Source organism: Myxococcus virescens (assembly GCF_900101905.1).
In the GTDB taxonomy this organism is placed as follows: Bacteria; Myxococcota; Myxococcia; order Myxococcales; family Myxococcaceae; genus Myxococcus; species Myxococcus virescens.
Map to the genome: position 1 here is coordinate 86,352 of NZ_FNAJ01000013.1, position 14,835 is coordinate 101,186.

The 14,835-nt window shown below is 68.8% G+C and carries 10 protein-coding genes; 6 read left to right on the forward strand and 4 right to left on the reverse strand.

Translation table 11 applies throughout. From position 1 onward, the window contains the following. Positions 1 to 61: 61 nt before the first annotated feature. Complete coding sequence (gltE, locus tag BLU09_RS28750) at positions 62 to 1,501, reverse strand: adventurous gliding motility TPR repeat lipoprotein GltE (protein ID WP_090493077.1); 1,440 nt, start codon at positions 1,499 to 1,501, stop codon at positions 62 to 64. Further along, complete coding sequence (locus BLU09_RS28755) at positions 1,501 to 5,079, reverse strand: tetratricopeptide repeat protein (RefSeq protein ID WP_186817856.1); 3,579 nt, start codon at positions 5,077 to 5,079, stop codon at positions 1,501 to 1,503. The genes gltE and BLU09_RS28755 overlap by 1 nt, the downstream gene beginning before the upstream one ends. A gap of 283 nt (positions 5,080 to 5,362) precedes the next feature. Here BLU09_RS28755 and BLU09_RS28760 point away from each other — a divergent pair, with 283 nt between their 5' ends. From BLU09_RS28760 to BLU09_RS28775, 4 genes are all read left to right on the forward strand, one after another. Continuing rightward, on the forward strand, positions 5,363 to 6,019 hold the full coding sequence (locus BLU09_RS28760) for a hypothetical protein (protein ID WP_171443714.1): 657 nt from the start codon (positions 5,363 to 5,365) through the stop codon (positions 6,017 to 6,019). A gap of 58 nt (positions 6,020 to 6,077) precedes the next feature. After that, positions 6,078 to 7,040 carry an ATP-binding protein gene (locus BLU09_RS28765; RefSeq protein WP_090493081.1) on the forward strand — a complete coding sequence of 321 codons (963 nt, stop codon included), beginning with the start codon at positions 6,078 to 6,080 and terminating at the stop codon, positions 7,038 to 7,040. Positions 7,041 to 7,107: 67 nt separating this feature from the next. After that, positions 7,108 to 7,434: a divalent-cation tolerance protein CutA gene (gene cutA / locus BLU09_RS28770; RefSeq protein ID WP_090493083.1), complete on the forward strand. Its 327-nt coding sequence runs from the start codon at positions 7,108 to 7,110 to the stop codon at positions 7,432 to 7,434. A 165-nt stretch (positions 7,435 to 7,599) separates the two neighbouring features. Continuing rightward, positions 7,600 to 9,249: a right-handed parallel beta-helix repeat-containing protein gene (locus BLU09_RS28775; protein WP_090493085.1), complete on the forward strand. Its 1,650-nt coding sequence runs from the start codon at positions 7,600 to 7,602 to the stop codon at positions 9,247 to 9,249. Here the strand turns inward: BLU09_RS28775 and BLU09_RS28780 are convergent. Both BLU09_RS28780 and BLU09_RS28785 read right to left on the reverse strand, forming a co-directional pair. Continuing rightward, positions 9,239 to 11,806 carry a N,N-dimethylformamidase beta subunit family domain-containing protein gene (locus BLU09_RS28780; RefSeq protein ID WP_090493086.1) on the reverse strand — a complete coding sequence of 856 codons (2,568 nt, stop codon included), beginning with the start codon at positions 11,804 to 11,806 and terminating at the stop codon, positions 9,239 to 9,241. The genes BLU09_RS28775 and BLU09_RS28780 overlap by 11 nt on opposite strands. Positions 11,807 to 11,933: 127 nt before the next feature. Beyond that, entirely contained in the window at positions 11,934 to 13,127 is a 1,194-nt protein-coding gene (locus tag BLU09_RS28785) for an aspartate kinase (RefSeq protein WP_090493088.1), read from the reverse strand. 151 nt (positions 13,128 to 13,278) lie between these two features. Between BLU09_RS28785 and BLU09_RS28790 the strand changes: the two genes are divergently transcribed. Both BLU09_RS28790 and BLU09_RS28795 read left to right on the forward strand, forming a co-directional pair. Then, a complete protein-coding gene (locus tag BLU09_RS28790) occupies positions 13,279 to 14,001 on the forward strand; it encodes an ABC transporter ATP-binding protein (RefSeq protein ID WP_011554860.1) in 723 nt (240 codons plus the stop codon). 30 nt (positions 14,002 to 14,031) lie between these two features. Further along, entirely contained in the window at positions 14,032 to 14,835 is an 804-nt protein-coding gene (locus BLU09_RS28795; RefSeq protein ID WP_090493090.1) for an ABC transporter permease, read from the forward strand.

Consider the following 14,835-nt stretch of genomic DNA (forward strand, 5'->3'; position numbering starts at 1 on the left):
AAGGTTCGCATCATCCCCCGTGCCCCCGCCACAGCGAAGGCACTCGGGGGCGTCCCAACTTTCACAGCAGGTCGTCTTCCGGCTCCCCGGGTTCCGCCGAGCCTGCATTCTTCTGGTCGGAGTTTCCGTTCGCGGGGGCGGGCGCTGGCGGCGTGTTGCCGCTGGCGGGGGTGACCTGCGGCGCGGGGCCCGTGCCGGAGGCCGGCGTCGCGGCGGTGGCGGGCGGGTTCGCCGCCCCGGCCGCCTTCTCCGCGGCCTGCATCTGGGCCTGCTGCTGCTTCTGCAGCTCCTCCATCTGCTTCGCCTGCTCCTCGGCGAACTTGGCCTCGCGCTTCGCGTTGACGACGACCTCCACCTCGCGCAGCAGGGCGAACACGGGGGCCTCGGCGGGCAGCGCCACCTCACCGCCGGCCATGGCGATGTACTTGCGGTACAGCTCCGAGGCGCGCTCAGGCGCGTCCTTCACCTTGTGGAGGATGATGGCGCGGTTGAGGTTCACGGCCGCCAGCTCGGGGTCGAGCTTCTCCGCCTCGTCGTACTCCTGCATGGCCTTGTCGAACTGGCCCATGCCCTTGTAGGCGACGCCCAGGTCCAGGTGCGCGGCGGCGTTCTTCCCGTCCGCCTGGAGGATGCGGCGCAGGTGCTGCTCGGCGGCGGGGTAGTTCTCCGCGGCCAGGGCCAGCTGCGCCAGCTCCACGTGCGACGGCACGTAGTCCTCGCGGACCTCCAGCGCCTTCTTGAATGACAGGCGCGCGTCATCCACATCCCCTTCCTGCAGGAGGATGAGGCCCACGGCGTGGTGGAGCTCCGGGTCCGCCGCGTCCAGCTTCACGCCGCGCAGGGCCACCAGCTTCGCCATGGCGAGCTGCTTGCGATCCAGGTAGCTGCGGATCATCACCTTCAGCGCGGTGGTGGACTGCGGGTCGCGCATCAGCGCGGCGCGCGTCAGGTCCATGGCCTTGGTGTGGTCCCCCTGCTGCCGGAAGATCTCCGCCAGCCGCGCGCGGGACTGCGCGTCATCCGGGTAGCGCTGGAGCACCTCCTGGTACAGCGCCACCGCGCCGGCGACGTTGCCCGCGTTCTGCTCCATCACCGCCAGGTTCTCAGAGGCCTGACGCAGCGAGGGCTTCTTCGTGAGCGCCGTCTTGTAGTGGTTGCGCGCCTCGGTCAGCTTGCCCTGGCGCTCGGCGAGCACACCCAGGTTGTAGTCGGCCTCGGCGAGGTTCCCGTCCGCCTCCAGGGCGGACTGGAACTTCCGCTCCAGCGACGGGTAGTCGATGGCCTTGGCCTTCTTCTGCGTGTCGAACGCCTTCAGCGCGTCCTCGAAGCGGGCCTTGGCCGTGTTGGAGATGGGCTGCACGGCCTCCGTCTTGCCGGCGTTCGGATCCGCCGTCTTGGCCGTGCCGGGGCCGGTGGCCTTGGAGGAAGTACAACCGGCGGCGGCCAGCGAGACAGCCGCCAACAGGGGGAACAGGCGCATGGTGCGGGTCGTCCGGTTCATTAGAGGAAGTCCTCCGGCTCCTCGTCATTCCCGCCCTGCTTCGCGGGAGTGGCGCCGTCGGTGGTGGCCGCCGGGCGGGCGTCCACCTGAGTCTCGGTCTGCGAGCGCAGCTGCGCGGTGAGGTCCGTCAGGTCCTCCTGCAGCGTCTCCGCTCGGGCCTGCTGCGCGTCCGACGCCGCCTTGGGCGCCGGCGGCGGCACGTCCTGGATGGTGGCCAGCAGGTCGCCGCCAATGAGCTGCACGCGGCCCTTCAGCGCCACCTTCTCTTCGGGCATGTCGGGGTAGCGGTCCGGCTGGTACGTGGTGCGCAGCAGCTTCAGGCTCTCCGCGGCGCAATCGTTGTAGACGTCCAGCTCCCGGCTCTTGGCCACCGTGGCGGAGAACGCCTCGGTCGCCTTGTCCTTGAGCGGCTGCGCCTGGTTGGCGAACTCGTCGCGCAGCGCCTGCTCCGACTCCTCGTCCAGGCCGCGCGGCATGGGCGCGTTGATGAGGCGGTCGGCGAAGTGGTCATACGCCAGGCCAATGCGGTGCAGCGCGCAGATGGCGGGCTCGGGCGCGCCCAGCGTCACCGTCTGCACGTACTTCTTCTCCACCACCTGGAGCGCGCGGCTCTTGTCCTGGATGCTCGCCTTGAAGCGGTCCGGCGACGGCGGGACACCCCAGTACAGCTTCAGGCGCCGATACTCGTTCCAGTCCAGGTCCACCGACAGGAACTGCGCCTGCGCGGCCGTGGCGAGCGCCGGCTTCTCCAGCGAGCCCTGCACACGGCGGGGCAGCTGGTCGAAGTGCTCGAAGATGCGCTTCTGCATGCGGGCCACGTCACGCGTCTTGCCCATCTTCTTGTACAGGTCGACGATGCGGCCCTCCGCGGCCAGGAACCGGCTGGGGGAGCGCATGTTGTCGCGCTCGTACTCCTCCAGCATCTTGATGGCCTTGAACGCGGCGCCGCTCTTGGCCGTCAGGTCGATGATGGAGAGGCGGATTTCGTCGGCGTCCTTCGCACGCGGCCACAGCGTCAGGTAGTGCTCGCGGTTGCGCAGCGCCGCCTTCACCTGGCCCAGGCCCTCGCGATAGGTGGCGGCGTTGAAGAGCGCCACCTGCGCCTTGGACTCGTCCCACTTCTGCACCACCGCGGGCTTGTTGTCGTCCGCCGCGCCCCGCTTCTTCTTGCCGCCACCACGCGCCTTGGCGTTGCCCTTCTCACCCAGGCTGCGCTCGTAGCCGCGCACGTAGGCCTCGTACGTCGCCGCCGCGTCCTCGAAGTCGCCAATGGCCTCCAGCGCCTCCGCGTTCGCGTAGATGGAGTCCGGCACGTGCTTGGAGCGCGGGTACTCGGCGAACAGGCGCTTGCGCACCTCGATGGCCTTATCCAGGCGCTTCGCCTTGTAGTAGTCGACGGACGCGTTGTAGAGCGCCAGGTCGGCGATCTCCGTCTGCGGGAAGTCCTTCACGAAGGCGAGGTACGCCTCGGCGGCCTTCTCGAACTCCTTCTTCTCCTCCAGCTGGCTGACGAGCTTGAAGGACGACTGCTCGATGAGCTTCGCCAGGTCGTCGCGGAACTTGCCCACCGCCAGCTTGTCGTTGGCGTAGAAGCGCCGCGCCCACTCGTTCACCTTCGCGTAGTCCTGCAGCAGGTGGTACGAGTCCAGGATGAGGTTGGCGGAGATCTCCGCCGCGCGCTCGCCGTTCTCGAACTTGTACTCGGGGTAGCCGAGCGCGATCTCGCTGAAGCGCAGCACCGCCTCGTCGAAGTGGTTGTGGCGGTAGTAGATGTTGGCCGCCTTGAAGGCGATCTCCACCCGCTTCTCGCCCTTGGGCACGTACTTGAGGTAGCGCTCACACGCGTCGAGCAGCGCCTTCTTCAGCGTGGGGATGGCGGCCTTCTTGGTGATGTCCGAGCCCACCGCCTCACTCTTGCCCTCGCCCCGCGCCTCGCCCGCCTTGACGACCTCGTCGTAGGCCAGCACCGCGTTGTAGGCGGCGTTCTGCAGCCACTTGCCCGGCTTGCCCGGCTTCGGCTTGCCCTTGTCGTCCTTGGCCTCCAGCACCTTGGCGTCCTGAAGCACGACGAGCGTGTAGTTGGCGGCGGCCTTGTCGAAGTTCTGCAGGTTGTCGTTGAGCAGTTCGGCCCAGAAGAAGCGCAGGTCGTACGCCTTGGGGTTCTCCGGGAAGAGCGTGAGGTAGTCGCTGTACACCGCGTCCGCGTAGCGGAACGTCTCCTCGTTGCGCGTCTTCTTGCCCTCGTTGTGCCAGGTGACGGCGAGGTTGGACAGCGTGCGCTCGGACAGCTCCTTCGCCTCCGCCAGCAGCTTCTTGTCCTTGTCCTCCTTGATGACGCCGGAGCCCTCGACCTCCTTCATGATCTTCACGAGCCGGCGCACCTGGACCACGGTGCGCTCCTTGTTGCCCATGCGGAGGATGCAGTCGACGATGCGGCCCTGGAAACCAGGCGCCTCGGGGGACAGCGGCTTCTCCTTGATGAGGCCGTTGTAGGTGATGGCCGCCTCGCGGTCCTTGCCATCGCCGTAGTACAGGTTGGCCAGCTGCTTCAGCATCGTGAAGCGATCATCCGGGTTGGTGGCCACCTTGCCGAACTCCGCCCGGGCCTGCGCCACGTCACCCTGGTGCGCGAACGCCCGCACGTAGTCGGCGCGCGCCTCGCGCAACAGCGAGCTTCGGCCGCCGCCCTTGCCGCCGTCCTTCTCCAGGGCGTTGGCGCCAGCGAGCTCACCGTAGAGCACCACCGTCTTGAACTTGTCCTTGGCCGACTCGAAGTCGCCCATGTTGTAGTGGCACCAGCCCTGCTTGTAGAGGGCGAAGGCGTACACCTGGCTCTCGGGGAACTCGGCGGCCTTCTTGTACGCCGCCAGCGCCTTCTCCAGCTCCGGGCGCTTCCCCTTGGAGTTGTTGAAGTAGTACTCGCCGAAGGCGAAGTAGGCGTCCGGGATGTACTTCGACTGCGGGTGCTTCTCCACCAGGCGCTTGAAGGCCACCAGCGCCTTGCGGTCCTGGCCATCCTCCATGAGGTACTGGCCGAGGAAGAAGAGCACCTCGTCGGTGCGCTCGAACTTCGGGTACTCCTGGACGATCTTCGTGTACTGCTCCACCGCGAGCTTGCCGTACTCCTTCTGCTTCGCGATGAACTCCGCCTTCTCCGCCTTGGCCCGCTGCTGGCCCGCGGCGTCGTTGCGGTTCATGGCCTGGATGAGGTCGTCATCCTTCCGGTTGGCCTCGAAGAAGAAGAACTTGGACTCCTCCCAATAGAACTCGCCCAGGCGGAACAGGAGGCTGGGGGCCTCCTTCGGATCAGGCGACAGGGAGATGATCTTCTTCAGCGACTGGATCTGCTCGCGCCGCTTGGAGGCCACCTGCAGCTCGACGCCCAGCCGGAACTGGTCGTACTGGAGCGCGGGGGCGACCTCTTCTTTCTTCTTTTCACGGGTGATGTCGCCAGCCAGGGACTTGTCCACCGCGGTGGCGGACTTCCGGCCGAGATCGGCATCGCGCGGGGCTTTCTTCTCCTGGGCGGCGGAGGCCGTGGCCAGGAGGACGAGGCAGACGAGAAGCGAACGGCGCATGGTCTTCCTAGGAGAGGGGCACCGGCGTCCCCAGTTGCTTGCTTGGTAGGCAAGTGTCCGGGAATCTTCGGGAATTTCCATTCGGGGACCCTCACTATGCGCGGTTTCCGCGCGGCGGGTCAACACTGACTGGCCGCCTGCTTTCCTCGGGGAGCGTCGGTTCAAAATCTTCCAGATTCGCTGTGAAAATCGGCGCCCTGGAGTTGCCATGTCGGACCTGCCAGGTATGGGGGAACGGACGGTCGGTTGCCCGGCCTCCCTGCACTGGAGTACGCGTCGGATCATGAGTCTCCTCCCCGAAAGCGCCAGCTTCGAAGAGCTGGTGCAGGACTACTTCCTCGCTGTGCGTGGTGCGGGGCTGATGCTCTCTGCCCTGGACACCGAGCTTTTGACGACCTGGGCCCGGGAAGGCGTTCCCTTCGAGGTGGTGGCGCGCGGCATCTCCCGCTCGGCGGAGAAGGCCCTCTGGGACGCGCGGCCCGGAGAGCCGGTGCTGCGCTCGCTGCGCGCGTGCCGGCGGCAGGTGGAGTCGGAGATCAAGAAGTACCGGGAGCTGGCGGCGGGCGCGGGTGAGGAACCCTCCTCCAGCCCCAAGCGCAAGCGGGCCCGGTCCTGGGAAGAGACGCGGCACGCGCGGCTGTGCGCGGCGCTCGAGGACCTGGCGGGGCGGAACGAAGCGCTGTCGCACCGTGTGCGCAACCTGCGCATCACCGTCCTGGCGCATGTCCCGGAAGAACCGGCGGCCATGGATGCCCAGGAAGCGCTGGCGTTCCTGCTGGTGCTGCGCGCCCTGCCCTTCCTGGATCGGTGCGCCGTGTGGCGTGAGGCCCTGGCGGCGTCCGCTGAACAACAGGTGATGTCGCCGCGCGCCCGCAAGGTGTCCCGGCGCTTCCGGGTGCTGGCGACGGTGCGCCGGCGGCTGGGCGTGAAGGAGATGTAGGTGGGTGGGACGCCTGACTGCCCGTTCAGTGGACTGACGGCCGAGGAGAGGCTCTGGTATGGCGGTGCGTGAGATGGCTCCAAAGGCGAATGGCGAGGCGTGTGGCGTGTGCGGCGGGCGGACCTATGTCATCGAGCGCCGCGGGGACCAGGCCCAGGCGCGCATCTGCGCGTGCTCCGAGCACTGCTCGGTGTGCGGCGGGCGCGGGCACGTGCTGGTCGAGCGCGAGGGCGAGTTCAGCCAGAAGATGGGTCCCCGGCGCTATGAGGTGATGGAGACGTGCACATGCACCAAGCTGCGACAGCGCATTGCACGCTTCGATGCGCTGGGGCTGCCTGCCTCAGCAGCGCATGCGACCTTTGAAAACTACCGCGCATCCAAGGAGGAACAGGACAGGGGCCGCAACGTGGCCATGCAGTTCGCCTTCCAGTATGTGCCGGGTGGTTCGTCCAAGGGATTCATCCTCAGCGGGCCCGTGGGCACCGGGAAGACACACCTCCTTGCGGCGACGCTGGCGCACCTGGCTCTGGAGCTGGGCGTGCGTGGGCGCTACGTCGAAATCTCCCTCCTCTACGCGACCATCCGGCGTGGATTCCAGGAGGGCAAGAGCGGCGGCGAAATCATCGGGCCCCTGTCTGAGGTGGAGGTGCTGGCCATCGACGAGATGGGCAAGGGCCGCGGCAGCCCCTTCGAGATGGAGACGCTCGATGAGCTGATCGCCCGCCGCTACAACGCGGGCCGCACCACGCTGTTCGCGTCGAACTACTCCCTGGAGCCGGAGAAGCGCGCCATCCGAAGCACGGCGCCGACAGGCTACCGCACCACCGAGGACTCACGCAGCGCGGTCCGCGACACGGAGCTGCTCCGAGAGCGCGTGGGTGAGCGCATCTACAGCCGGCTGTGCGAGCTGTGCACATTCGTAGAGTTTCCGAAGGACACGCCGGACCGGCGCCGCACCCGGCAGGAGATGGACGCGCCCATGCACCATGCGACGGGCGGCGGACGCACGCTGGGACGGTAGTCACGCGGGACGGCGGTCTGCGCCATCCCGCTCGACGGCCGGCGGAGGCTTCGCGCATCCTCCCCCCATGACTGACGCCATCATCGTCCTCGTCACCGCGCCCACCGCGGACAAGGCCGCCGAGCTGGCCCGCGCGCTGGTGGAAGCGCAGCTCGCCGCGTGCGGCAACATCGTCCCCGGCTTGCGCTCCATCTACCGGTGGGAGGGGAAGGTCCAGGACGAGCCCGAGGTCCTGCTCATCCTCAAGACGCGCGCGGCCCTCTTCGAGCCGCTGCGCGCGCGCATCGTCGAGCTGCATCCCTACGACGTCCCGGAGGTGCTGCGCGTGGACATCGCGGAGGGGCACGCGCCGTACCTTTCCTGGATTCTGGGCAGCACCCGCGCGCCGGACTGAAGTCCCGCTCCCCTGCTTGGCTGACGGGCGCAGCCAGCGCCCCGCCTGCGGCTGGAACAGTGAGGGAGCGGCTCCAGGGAAGGGCTCGTGCGCGGCCTCCGACAGAATACGGCGCGGCGAAAGGAGCGTTGTCGGCTCGCCCTCTTCCCCCAGGAGCCGACCCCCATGTCCCGACTGCGCAGTTTGTGCCTCCTCGGACTCGTGTCCGTGGGTGGCGTCGCCTGCTCCAACGGCGCGCAGGCACCTGCTCCAGCGTCCGATTCGAGCCCCCTTCCCAGCTACCCTGGCTCGCGGCGGCCCTCGGCCCCCAACATGCCGACGCCCCCGCCGCGGAACGACAACGACGACGTTTCTGGCCATGACGGCGATGACGACGACGACACGCCCGTGGTGCAGCAACCGCCTCCCGTCCCTGCGCCGCAGGCACCGGAGCCGCCCGCCTACACACGGGAGTGGTACGTCAGCCCGTCTGGCAACGACTCGGCGAATGGCTCGCGTGAAAAGCCGCTGCGCACCATCTCCAAGGCCCTGACGCGGGTGGGCCCGGGGGAAATCATCCGCGTCCAGAAGGGCACCTACGCAGAGAAGCTCATCATCGACGCCAGCGCCAAGGCCGGCACCGCCGAGGCCCCCATCACCCTGCGTGGCGAGGGCCTGCCCAAGCTCGTCCCCACCCAAAGCGGCTGGTTCATGGCCCACGTGCAGCGCCCCCACTGGCGCATCGAGGGCTTCGAGTTCGACGTCCGGGGTCAGCGCCAGGTCGCCGTGACGTTCTCTGGGAACACCACGGGCACCGTGCTCGCGGGCAACGAGCTGCACCACGGCGCGTTCGGCAGCGGCATCAGCACCGACGCGGGCGCCAACGGCATCACCATCGAGAACAACCACATCCACCACTTCGCGCGAGGCAACGACGACTCGCATGGCGTCGTCATCGCGCCCACGTCGGTGGACATCACCGTGCGGGGCAACGACATCCACGACAACTCGGGCGACTCGGTGCAGTGCCTGGGCCCCGAGGGCTTCAGCAACAACGCCCCGGCGCGCGGCGTCCTCATCGAGGACAACGACATGTACGACAACCGGGAGAACGCGGTGGACCTCAAGACGTGCCACGACGTCGTCGTGCGCGGCAACCGCATGTACGGCTTCGGGAAGTCCACCTCGTCCCGTGGCGAGGCCGTGGTCGTGCACTACTCCGCGCGCAACGTCGTCATCGAAGACAACGACATCTCGGACTCCTCGCTGGGCATCGCCGTGGGTGGCAACCGCGTGGGCGCGCCGCCCACCAACATCTCCATCCGCCGAAACCGCATCCACGACTTGAAGACGCCCGAGGGCTCCGGCATCCGCATCGAGAATGGCAGCGACGTGCGCGTGCTGCACAACACCGTGGTGGGAACGGACGGCTTCGCCTTCGTGGTGGGCCACGGCACCGGTGGGCCGTCCACCAACATCGCGGTGCGCAACAACCTGTTCGCCACGCGCAACGCCGTCAGCATGGGCCTGTCCGCGCCCGGCCTCAGCATGACGTCCAACCTCTACCTGGCCGACGCCGCGTTCAACACGGGCATCTTCGTCGCCCCGCAGAGCGGGTGGGTGGGCAGCACGCTCGCCCACTGGCTGTCGAACGGCGTGGAGCTGGACTCGGATGAGAGCGGCGAGCCGCTGGTGGACCTGGACACGCTGATGCCCGGCGAGCGCGCGGTGGACCGGGGCACGGACCTGGGGCTGCCCTACTGCGGCGCCGCGCCGGACATCGGCGCGGTGGAGTCGGACTGCCCCGAGGCCACCGCCGCCGCGCTCATGGAGTAATCGCGCGCACCAGCGAATTGCCGGCGTCCGCCACATAGAGGCGGCCGTCCGGCCCCACCGTCAGACCGGCCGGGAGGACGAGGTCCGCCGCGTCGCCCGGCCCGTCCGAGTGGCCGTAGCGCCCGCTGCCGGCCAGCGTCGTCACCTTCCGCGCGCTGCCGTCCGCGTTCAGGACGACGCGGCGCACGCGGTAGTTGCCCGGGTCCGACACTGCGAGCGAGCCATCCTTCAGCACCGCGATGCCCAGGTACGGTAGGAACTGGGACGACTCCGGCGCGCCGTCACGGAAGCCCGGCGTCGTGCCCGCAACCACCGACGTGAGGCCGTCGCGGATGCGAACCACCCGGGACATGCCGGACTCGACGACGAACAGCGTGTTCCCATCCGCGCTCACCGCCACGCCCGAGGGCCGGTAGAGCCAGTCACCCTGCAGCGTCGTCACCGGGTGGCCCTCCGCCACCAGGTCGATGCGGCGAATCACGCCGTTGTTCATGTCCGCCACCAGCAACGCGGTGCCATCCGGCGTGACCGCCAGCCCCGTGGGCTGGTTGAAGGCCGCCTGCTTCGCGGGGCCGTCCATCAGGCCCGGCGTCCCGCCCGCGAACACCTCCACCTTCCCTTCCGGGTCGATGCGGCGGATGACGTAGTGGTCCGTGTCGGCCACGTACACGTTGCCCGCGGCGTCCGCGGCGATGCCCATGGGGCCATTGAGGCCGGAGGCCACCGTCTTCACGTCGCCCCCTGGCGTCACGCGCTTCACCGTGTTGCCCAGGCCGTCCGCGACCACGAGGCCTCCATCCGGCAGCAGGGCCACCGCGGTGGGCGCCCCCAGCGAGTTGCCCGCCACGGGGACACCGGCGCGGACACGCTTTCCGGGCACGCCCGCCACCGTGCGCACGTCTGCCGCGGAGGGCCCCTGGGGGCTCGACGCGTTCTGCCGCTCGAAGCGCACCAGCGTGTCGGGTACCGGCCGGCCCAGCGCCTTGTAGAGCACGTTCGCGACGATGCGGGCCGCGCGCGGGTCCGCCATGTCCTCGGAGGCCAGCGTGCGCACGAAGTCGATGCCGCCCGCGGAGAAGATGTAGGCGCTGCCCTGCTTGCGCAGCACCATGTGGCCGAAGCCGAAGGCGCCCTGAAGCGACAGCAACGGGGACTCGGCCAGCACCTCCAGGCCCTCCGGCGAGTTGCCGTTGCTCACCAACTGGTCCACTTCGTAGCCGTTGGCCATCCACAGCGTGTCACCGGCCTTCAGCCCCGAACCCGCCAGTGCCCAGTGCCCCGGGTTGGTGATGACGGCGGGGAAGCCGAACTGGTGCCAGCGGGAGGAGAACTGCACGCCCAGGAGCGCGTTCTCCGGACGGCCCACGACGCGCTCGCGGAACTTCACCGTGCGCTGGGCGCCCGTGTACGGGTCGTTCGCGTGGCCCTTGTAGCAGGCGATGATGCGCCGCGGCCGGCCGTCCTGGGACGGCTCCATCTGCGCCTGCCAGTACGCGTTGTTCGCGCCCAGGTTGAGCAGCGACCGGCCTTCCGCCACCGCCCGGTCCGCGTGCTCGCGGATGCGCGGGCTCCAGTACTCGTCGTGGCCCGACATGAAGAAGGCCTTGGCGCCGGCCAGGAAGTCGTAGCTGGCGTCCAGGTCCTCGTCGGTGAAGTAGCCCACGTCCAGGTCCTGCGACTCCAGCCACTGAACCAGGCTCAGGTCGTCTGTCAGCAGGTGGCCACTGCCATGACCCCGATAGTTGGGCCGGTCATAGGACACCCGGAAGGCGCGGCTGACGCCGTGCTCGCGCATCACCCGGTCGCGGTCGTCATAGAGGCTGGTGCCCCCCCAGGTGTTGTAGGCGGCCCAGGTGGCGGTGGGGATGAGGACGGCAACCTCGGCGCGCGGATTCGCGTCGCGCACGAAGAAGGGCACGTACCGCTGGTGGTTGTCCTCACGCACCAGCTTCACCACGTACACGCCGCGCACCCAGTGTTCACCAATGGGTATCTCCAGCGTGGGCGCCCAGCGACAGGCGACGAGGCCCGTGGACCGGTCCGCGGGACAGTCGCCCTGGCGCACGCCGGCCACCGGGCCTCCGCGTGCCAGCTCACGGGCGCCCGTGCCGCCGTAGTGCCCCATCCGGTACACGTACCAGCGGAAGGTCCGGGCCTCGGACACCGACACGGCGACGCGCAGCGTCTCGCCCTGCGTCAGCGTGGCCTTCAGCGCATAGCCTTCGATTTCGCGGCTGTGGGCGTTGCGGGTGATGCGCCACGCCGTGGTCCCCGGGCGGCGGTTCTCCTTGCGCACGGCGTCCGCGTCTCGCGCGGGCAGCTCCACTGGGCCCGCGTCCGGAGGCTCGGGCTGCCCGGTGCCGGCGTCCGGCACCCCCGCATCAATGAGGCCCGGATGCGGCTCGCCGTCGCCGCCGTCATAGCCGTCGTTCAGGGGAGGCGTGTCATGTTTGTCACCCGGTATCACCGGGCGCAAGGCCGCCTCCTCACAGCCAATGCCACCGAACATGAGCGCAAGCCCACACACCCAGCCCGCCCAACGGCCTGCTTGAGCCATCCCGTTCCTCCAAGCCACGGCGCTTCGACCGGAGGGTAGCCACGAACACTCAGGAGGGAAGCGGGTGCCCTCCTGGAGCAATGATTGGGATGGATCACCCGGACAAAAGCCCAGGGTAGGAAAAGGCCTAACCTCCCAGGAGCTCTCGGTGCAGCCGGGCCGTCAGCGCCTTCAGGTGTGCTTTATCCACCAGCAGCGTCAGTTGCAAAGGCGACGTATGGGCCGCGTGGACGTGAGCCCCCAGCTCCTCGGCGGCGGCCAGCGCGCGGCGCAGCGGCGCCCAGTCCGCGTTCAACCCCACGCCCACACAGGTGACGGTGCCCAGGTCCTCGCGCCAGGACACGGCGGCACCGAAGCGCGTGGCCAGCTCCCGGCGCAGCGCGTCCGCGCCGTGGATGTCCGCCAGGGGCACGGTGATGACCGTCCTGCGTGCCCCACCCACCGGGCCCTCGAAGTCCAGCGTCCGCCCGCGCACGGCGCGCGCATCCAGGAACTCCAGCAGCTCCGCCAGGCGGACCGGCTCCGAGGCGGCAAGCACGGCCATCTCCGCGTCGGCGGTGACACCCTTGAGGCGGTGGTCCGTGGGGACGGCCAGCTCCTGGACCGCGGTGCCCGTTCCCTGGCCGTGCGCGGTGCGGGCGAGGATGGTGATGCCCCGCGCCTTGGCCCACTCCACCGCCTGCGCGTTGAGCACCTTGGCGCCCGCGCTCGCCAGCTCCTGCATCTCATCGTAGCTCAGCGACTCCAGCTTGCGCGCGTCCGGCACCACCCGGGGGTCCGCGCTGAAGACGCCGTCCACGTCCGAGTAGATTTCACACGCCTCCGCGTCCAGCGCCGCCGCCAGCGCCACCGCCGTCGTGTCCGAGCCGCCGCGCCCCAGCGTCGTCACTTCCTTCTTGAAGGAGACGCCCTGGTAGCCCGCGACGATGACGACCTTGCCGCGCGCCAGCTCGTCGTGGATGCGGTACGGCCGCACCTCCACGATGCGGGCCTGCGCGTGCGCGTCCGTGGTGATGATGCCGCTCTGGCTGCCGGTGAAGCTGATGGCCGGCACGTCCATCTCCTGGAGCGCCATGGAGAGCAGCGCCATGGAGATGCGCTCGCCACACGTGAGCAGCATGTCCAGTTCGCGACGGGGCGGGTCCACCGAAACGCCCTTCGCCAGCGCCAGCAGTTCATCCGTGGTGTCGCCCATGGCGCTCACCACCACCACCACCTGATAGCCCGCCTCGCGCTTGTCCTTCACCCGCTGGGCGACCTTGCGGAGCTTCTCCACGCCGGCGACCGACGAGCCGCCGTACTTCTGGACCACGATTGGCATGATTCGACTCACTACCCTTGTTCGGCGTGTCCGGAAAACCACACTGGCAGGCCTCCCTGCAGAAGTCTGGCCAGCCGCTGAACGACGCCCACACCCGGAGTCGGTGTCGCCTTGACACGCCAATGTCGGGTTTAATGCCGCGCCCATGCCGATGATCGAGGTCCAGCACCTCACGAAGCGATACCGAGACCGGGTGGCCGTGGACGACCTCACCTTCCAGGTCGAGGCGGGTGAGATTCTCGGGTTCCTGGGCCCCAACGGGGCGGGCAAGTCCACCACCATGAAAATCCTCACCGGCTTCCTCCCGCCGTCGGAGGGGGTGGTCCGCGTCGGGGGCTATGACGTGGAGGCCCAGCCGCTCGAGGTGAAGCGCCGCATCGGCTACCTGCCGGAGATGCCGCCGCTCTACGTGGAGATGACGGTGCGAGGCTACCTGCGCTTCGTCGCCTCGCTGAAGGGGCTGTCGGGGAGCGCCCTCAAGGCCGAGTTGGAGCGGGTGGCCGCCCTCATGGGCGTGACGCACGTCATGGACCGCGTCATCCAGAACCTGTCCAAGGGCTACAAGCAGCGTGTGGGAATCGCCCAGGCACTGCTCGGCTCCCCGCCGGTGCTCATCCTGGACGAACCCACCGAAGGCCTGGACCCCGCACAGCGCGCCGAGCTGCGCGCCCTCATCAAGGGCCTGGCCGGCAAGCACACCGTCATCCTCTCCACGCACATCCTCCCGGAGGTCACGATGACGTGCCAGAAGGTGCTCATCATCCACCAGGGAAAGATGGCCGCGTACGACGACATCTCCCAGCTGGCCCGCATCCACGGGCAGGCGGAGAACGCGTCGCTGGAAGAAGTCTTCATCAAGCTGACCGCCGCCTGAGCGCGGCCCCTTTTCGAGGACCCCGCCTCCATGCGCACCGCCCTGGCGATTGCCCGCAAGGAACTGTCCATCTACTTCACCACGCCGTGGGCCTACGCCGTCTTCACGGCGATGGCGGCGCTGACGGCCTTCTACTTCATGGACCTGCTGCAGGCGTTCAACGACGTCCAGGGCGTGGCGCGCCGGGTGGGCTGGGCGCAGATGTCCCCGGACTTCAACATGTACCGCAACCTCACGGACGGGGTGGTGGTGGAGCTGTGGGGCAGCGTCCTGGTCATCACCCTGGTCGTCACGCCCTTCCTGTCCATGCGGCTGTTCGCGGAGGAGAAGCGCAACCGCACCTTCGAGCTGCTGATGACGGCCCCGGTGCGGCCCATTGAAATCGTGCTGGGCAAGTACCTGGGCGGCCTGGGCGTCATCTCCGCCACGCTGGCGCTCACGCTCGTCTTCCCCCTACTGCTGTCCGTGCTGGGCCACAGCGAGTCCGGGCTCGTGCTGGAGTGGTCCACCGTCCTGCTGGGCTACGGCGCGCTGCTGCTGTGGGGCGCCACCTGCATGGCCGTGGGTCTGTTCATCTCCGCGCTGACGGAGAGCCAGATGCTGGCGGCCTTCCTCACCTTCTGTGCCCTGCTGGCGTGGATGCTGCTGGGCCAGGTGGCCCGCCGCGCGGAGGAGCCGCTGCGCTCCGCGCTGTCCTACGTCGCCTGCGACCTCCAGTTGCAGGGGATGATCAAGGGCGTGCTGGACGCGCAGTCGCTGGTGTTCTTCGCCTCCGTCATCGGCTTCTCCCTCTTCCTCACCCACCGCACGGTGGATGCGCAGCGGTGGGCCTGA

Excerpts from the sequence above, each read along its gene's own strand:
- BLU09_RS28785 (WP_090493088.1), bottom strand. The coding sequence starts at position 13,127 with ATGCCAATCGTGGTCCAGAAGTACGGCGGCTCGTCGGTCGCCGGCGTG.
- cutA (WP_090493083.1), top strand. The coding sequence starts at position 7,108 with ATGACTGACGCCATCATCGTCCTCGTCACCGCGCCCACCGCGGACAAG.
- BLU09_RS28775 (WP_090493085.1), top strand. The coding sequence starts at position 7,600 with ATGTCCCGACTGCGCAGTTTGTGCCTCCTCGGACTCGTGTCCGTGGGT.
- BLU09_RS28780 (WP_090493086.1), bottom strand. The coding sequence starts at position 11,806 with ATGGCTCAAGCAGGCCGTTGGGCGGGCTGGGTGTGTGGGCTTGCGCTC.
- BLU09_RS28760 (WP_171443714.1), top strand. The coding sequence starts at position 5,363 with ATGAGTCTCCTCCCCGAAAGCGCCAGCTTCGAAGAGCTGGTGCAGGAC.
- BLU09_RS28765 (WP_090493081.1), top strand. The coding sequence starts at position 6,078 with ATGGCGGTGCGTGAGATGGCTCCAAAGGCGAATGGCGAGGCGTGTGGC.
- BLU09_RS28795 (WP_090493090.1), top strand. The coding sequence starts at position 14,032 with ATGCGCACCGCCCTGGCGATTGCCCGCAAGGAACTGTCCATCTACTTC.
- BLU09_RS28755 (WP_186817856.1), bottom strand. The coding sequence starts at position 5,079 with ATGCGCCGTTCGCTTCTCGTCTGCCTCGTCCTCCTGGCCACGGCCTCC.
- gltE (WP_090493077.1), bottom strand. The coding sequence starts at position 1,501 with ATGAACCGGACGACCCGCACCATGCGCCTGTTCCCCCTGTTGGCGGCT.
- BLU09_RS28790 (WP_011554860.1), top strand. The coding sequence starts at position 13,279 with ATGATCGAGGTCCAGCACCTCACGAAGCGATACCGAGACCGGGTGGCC.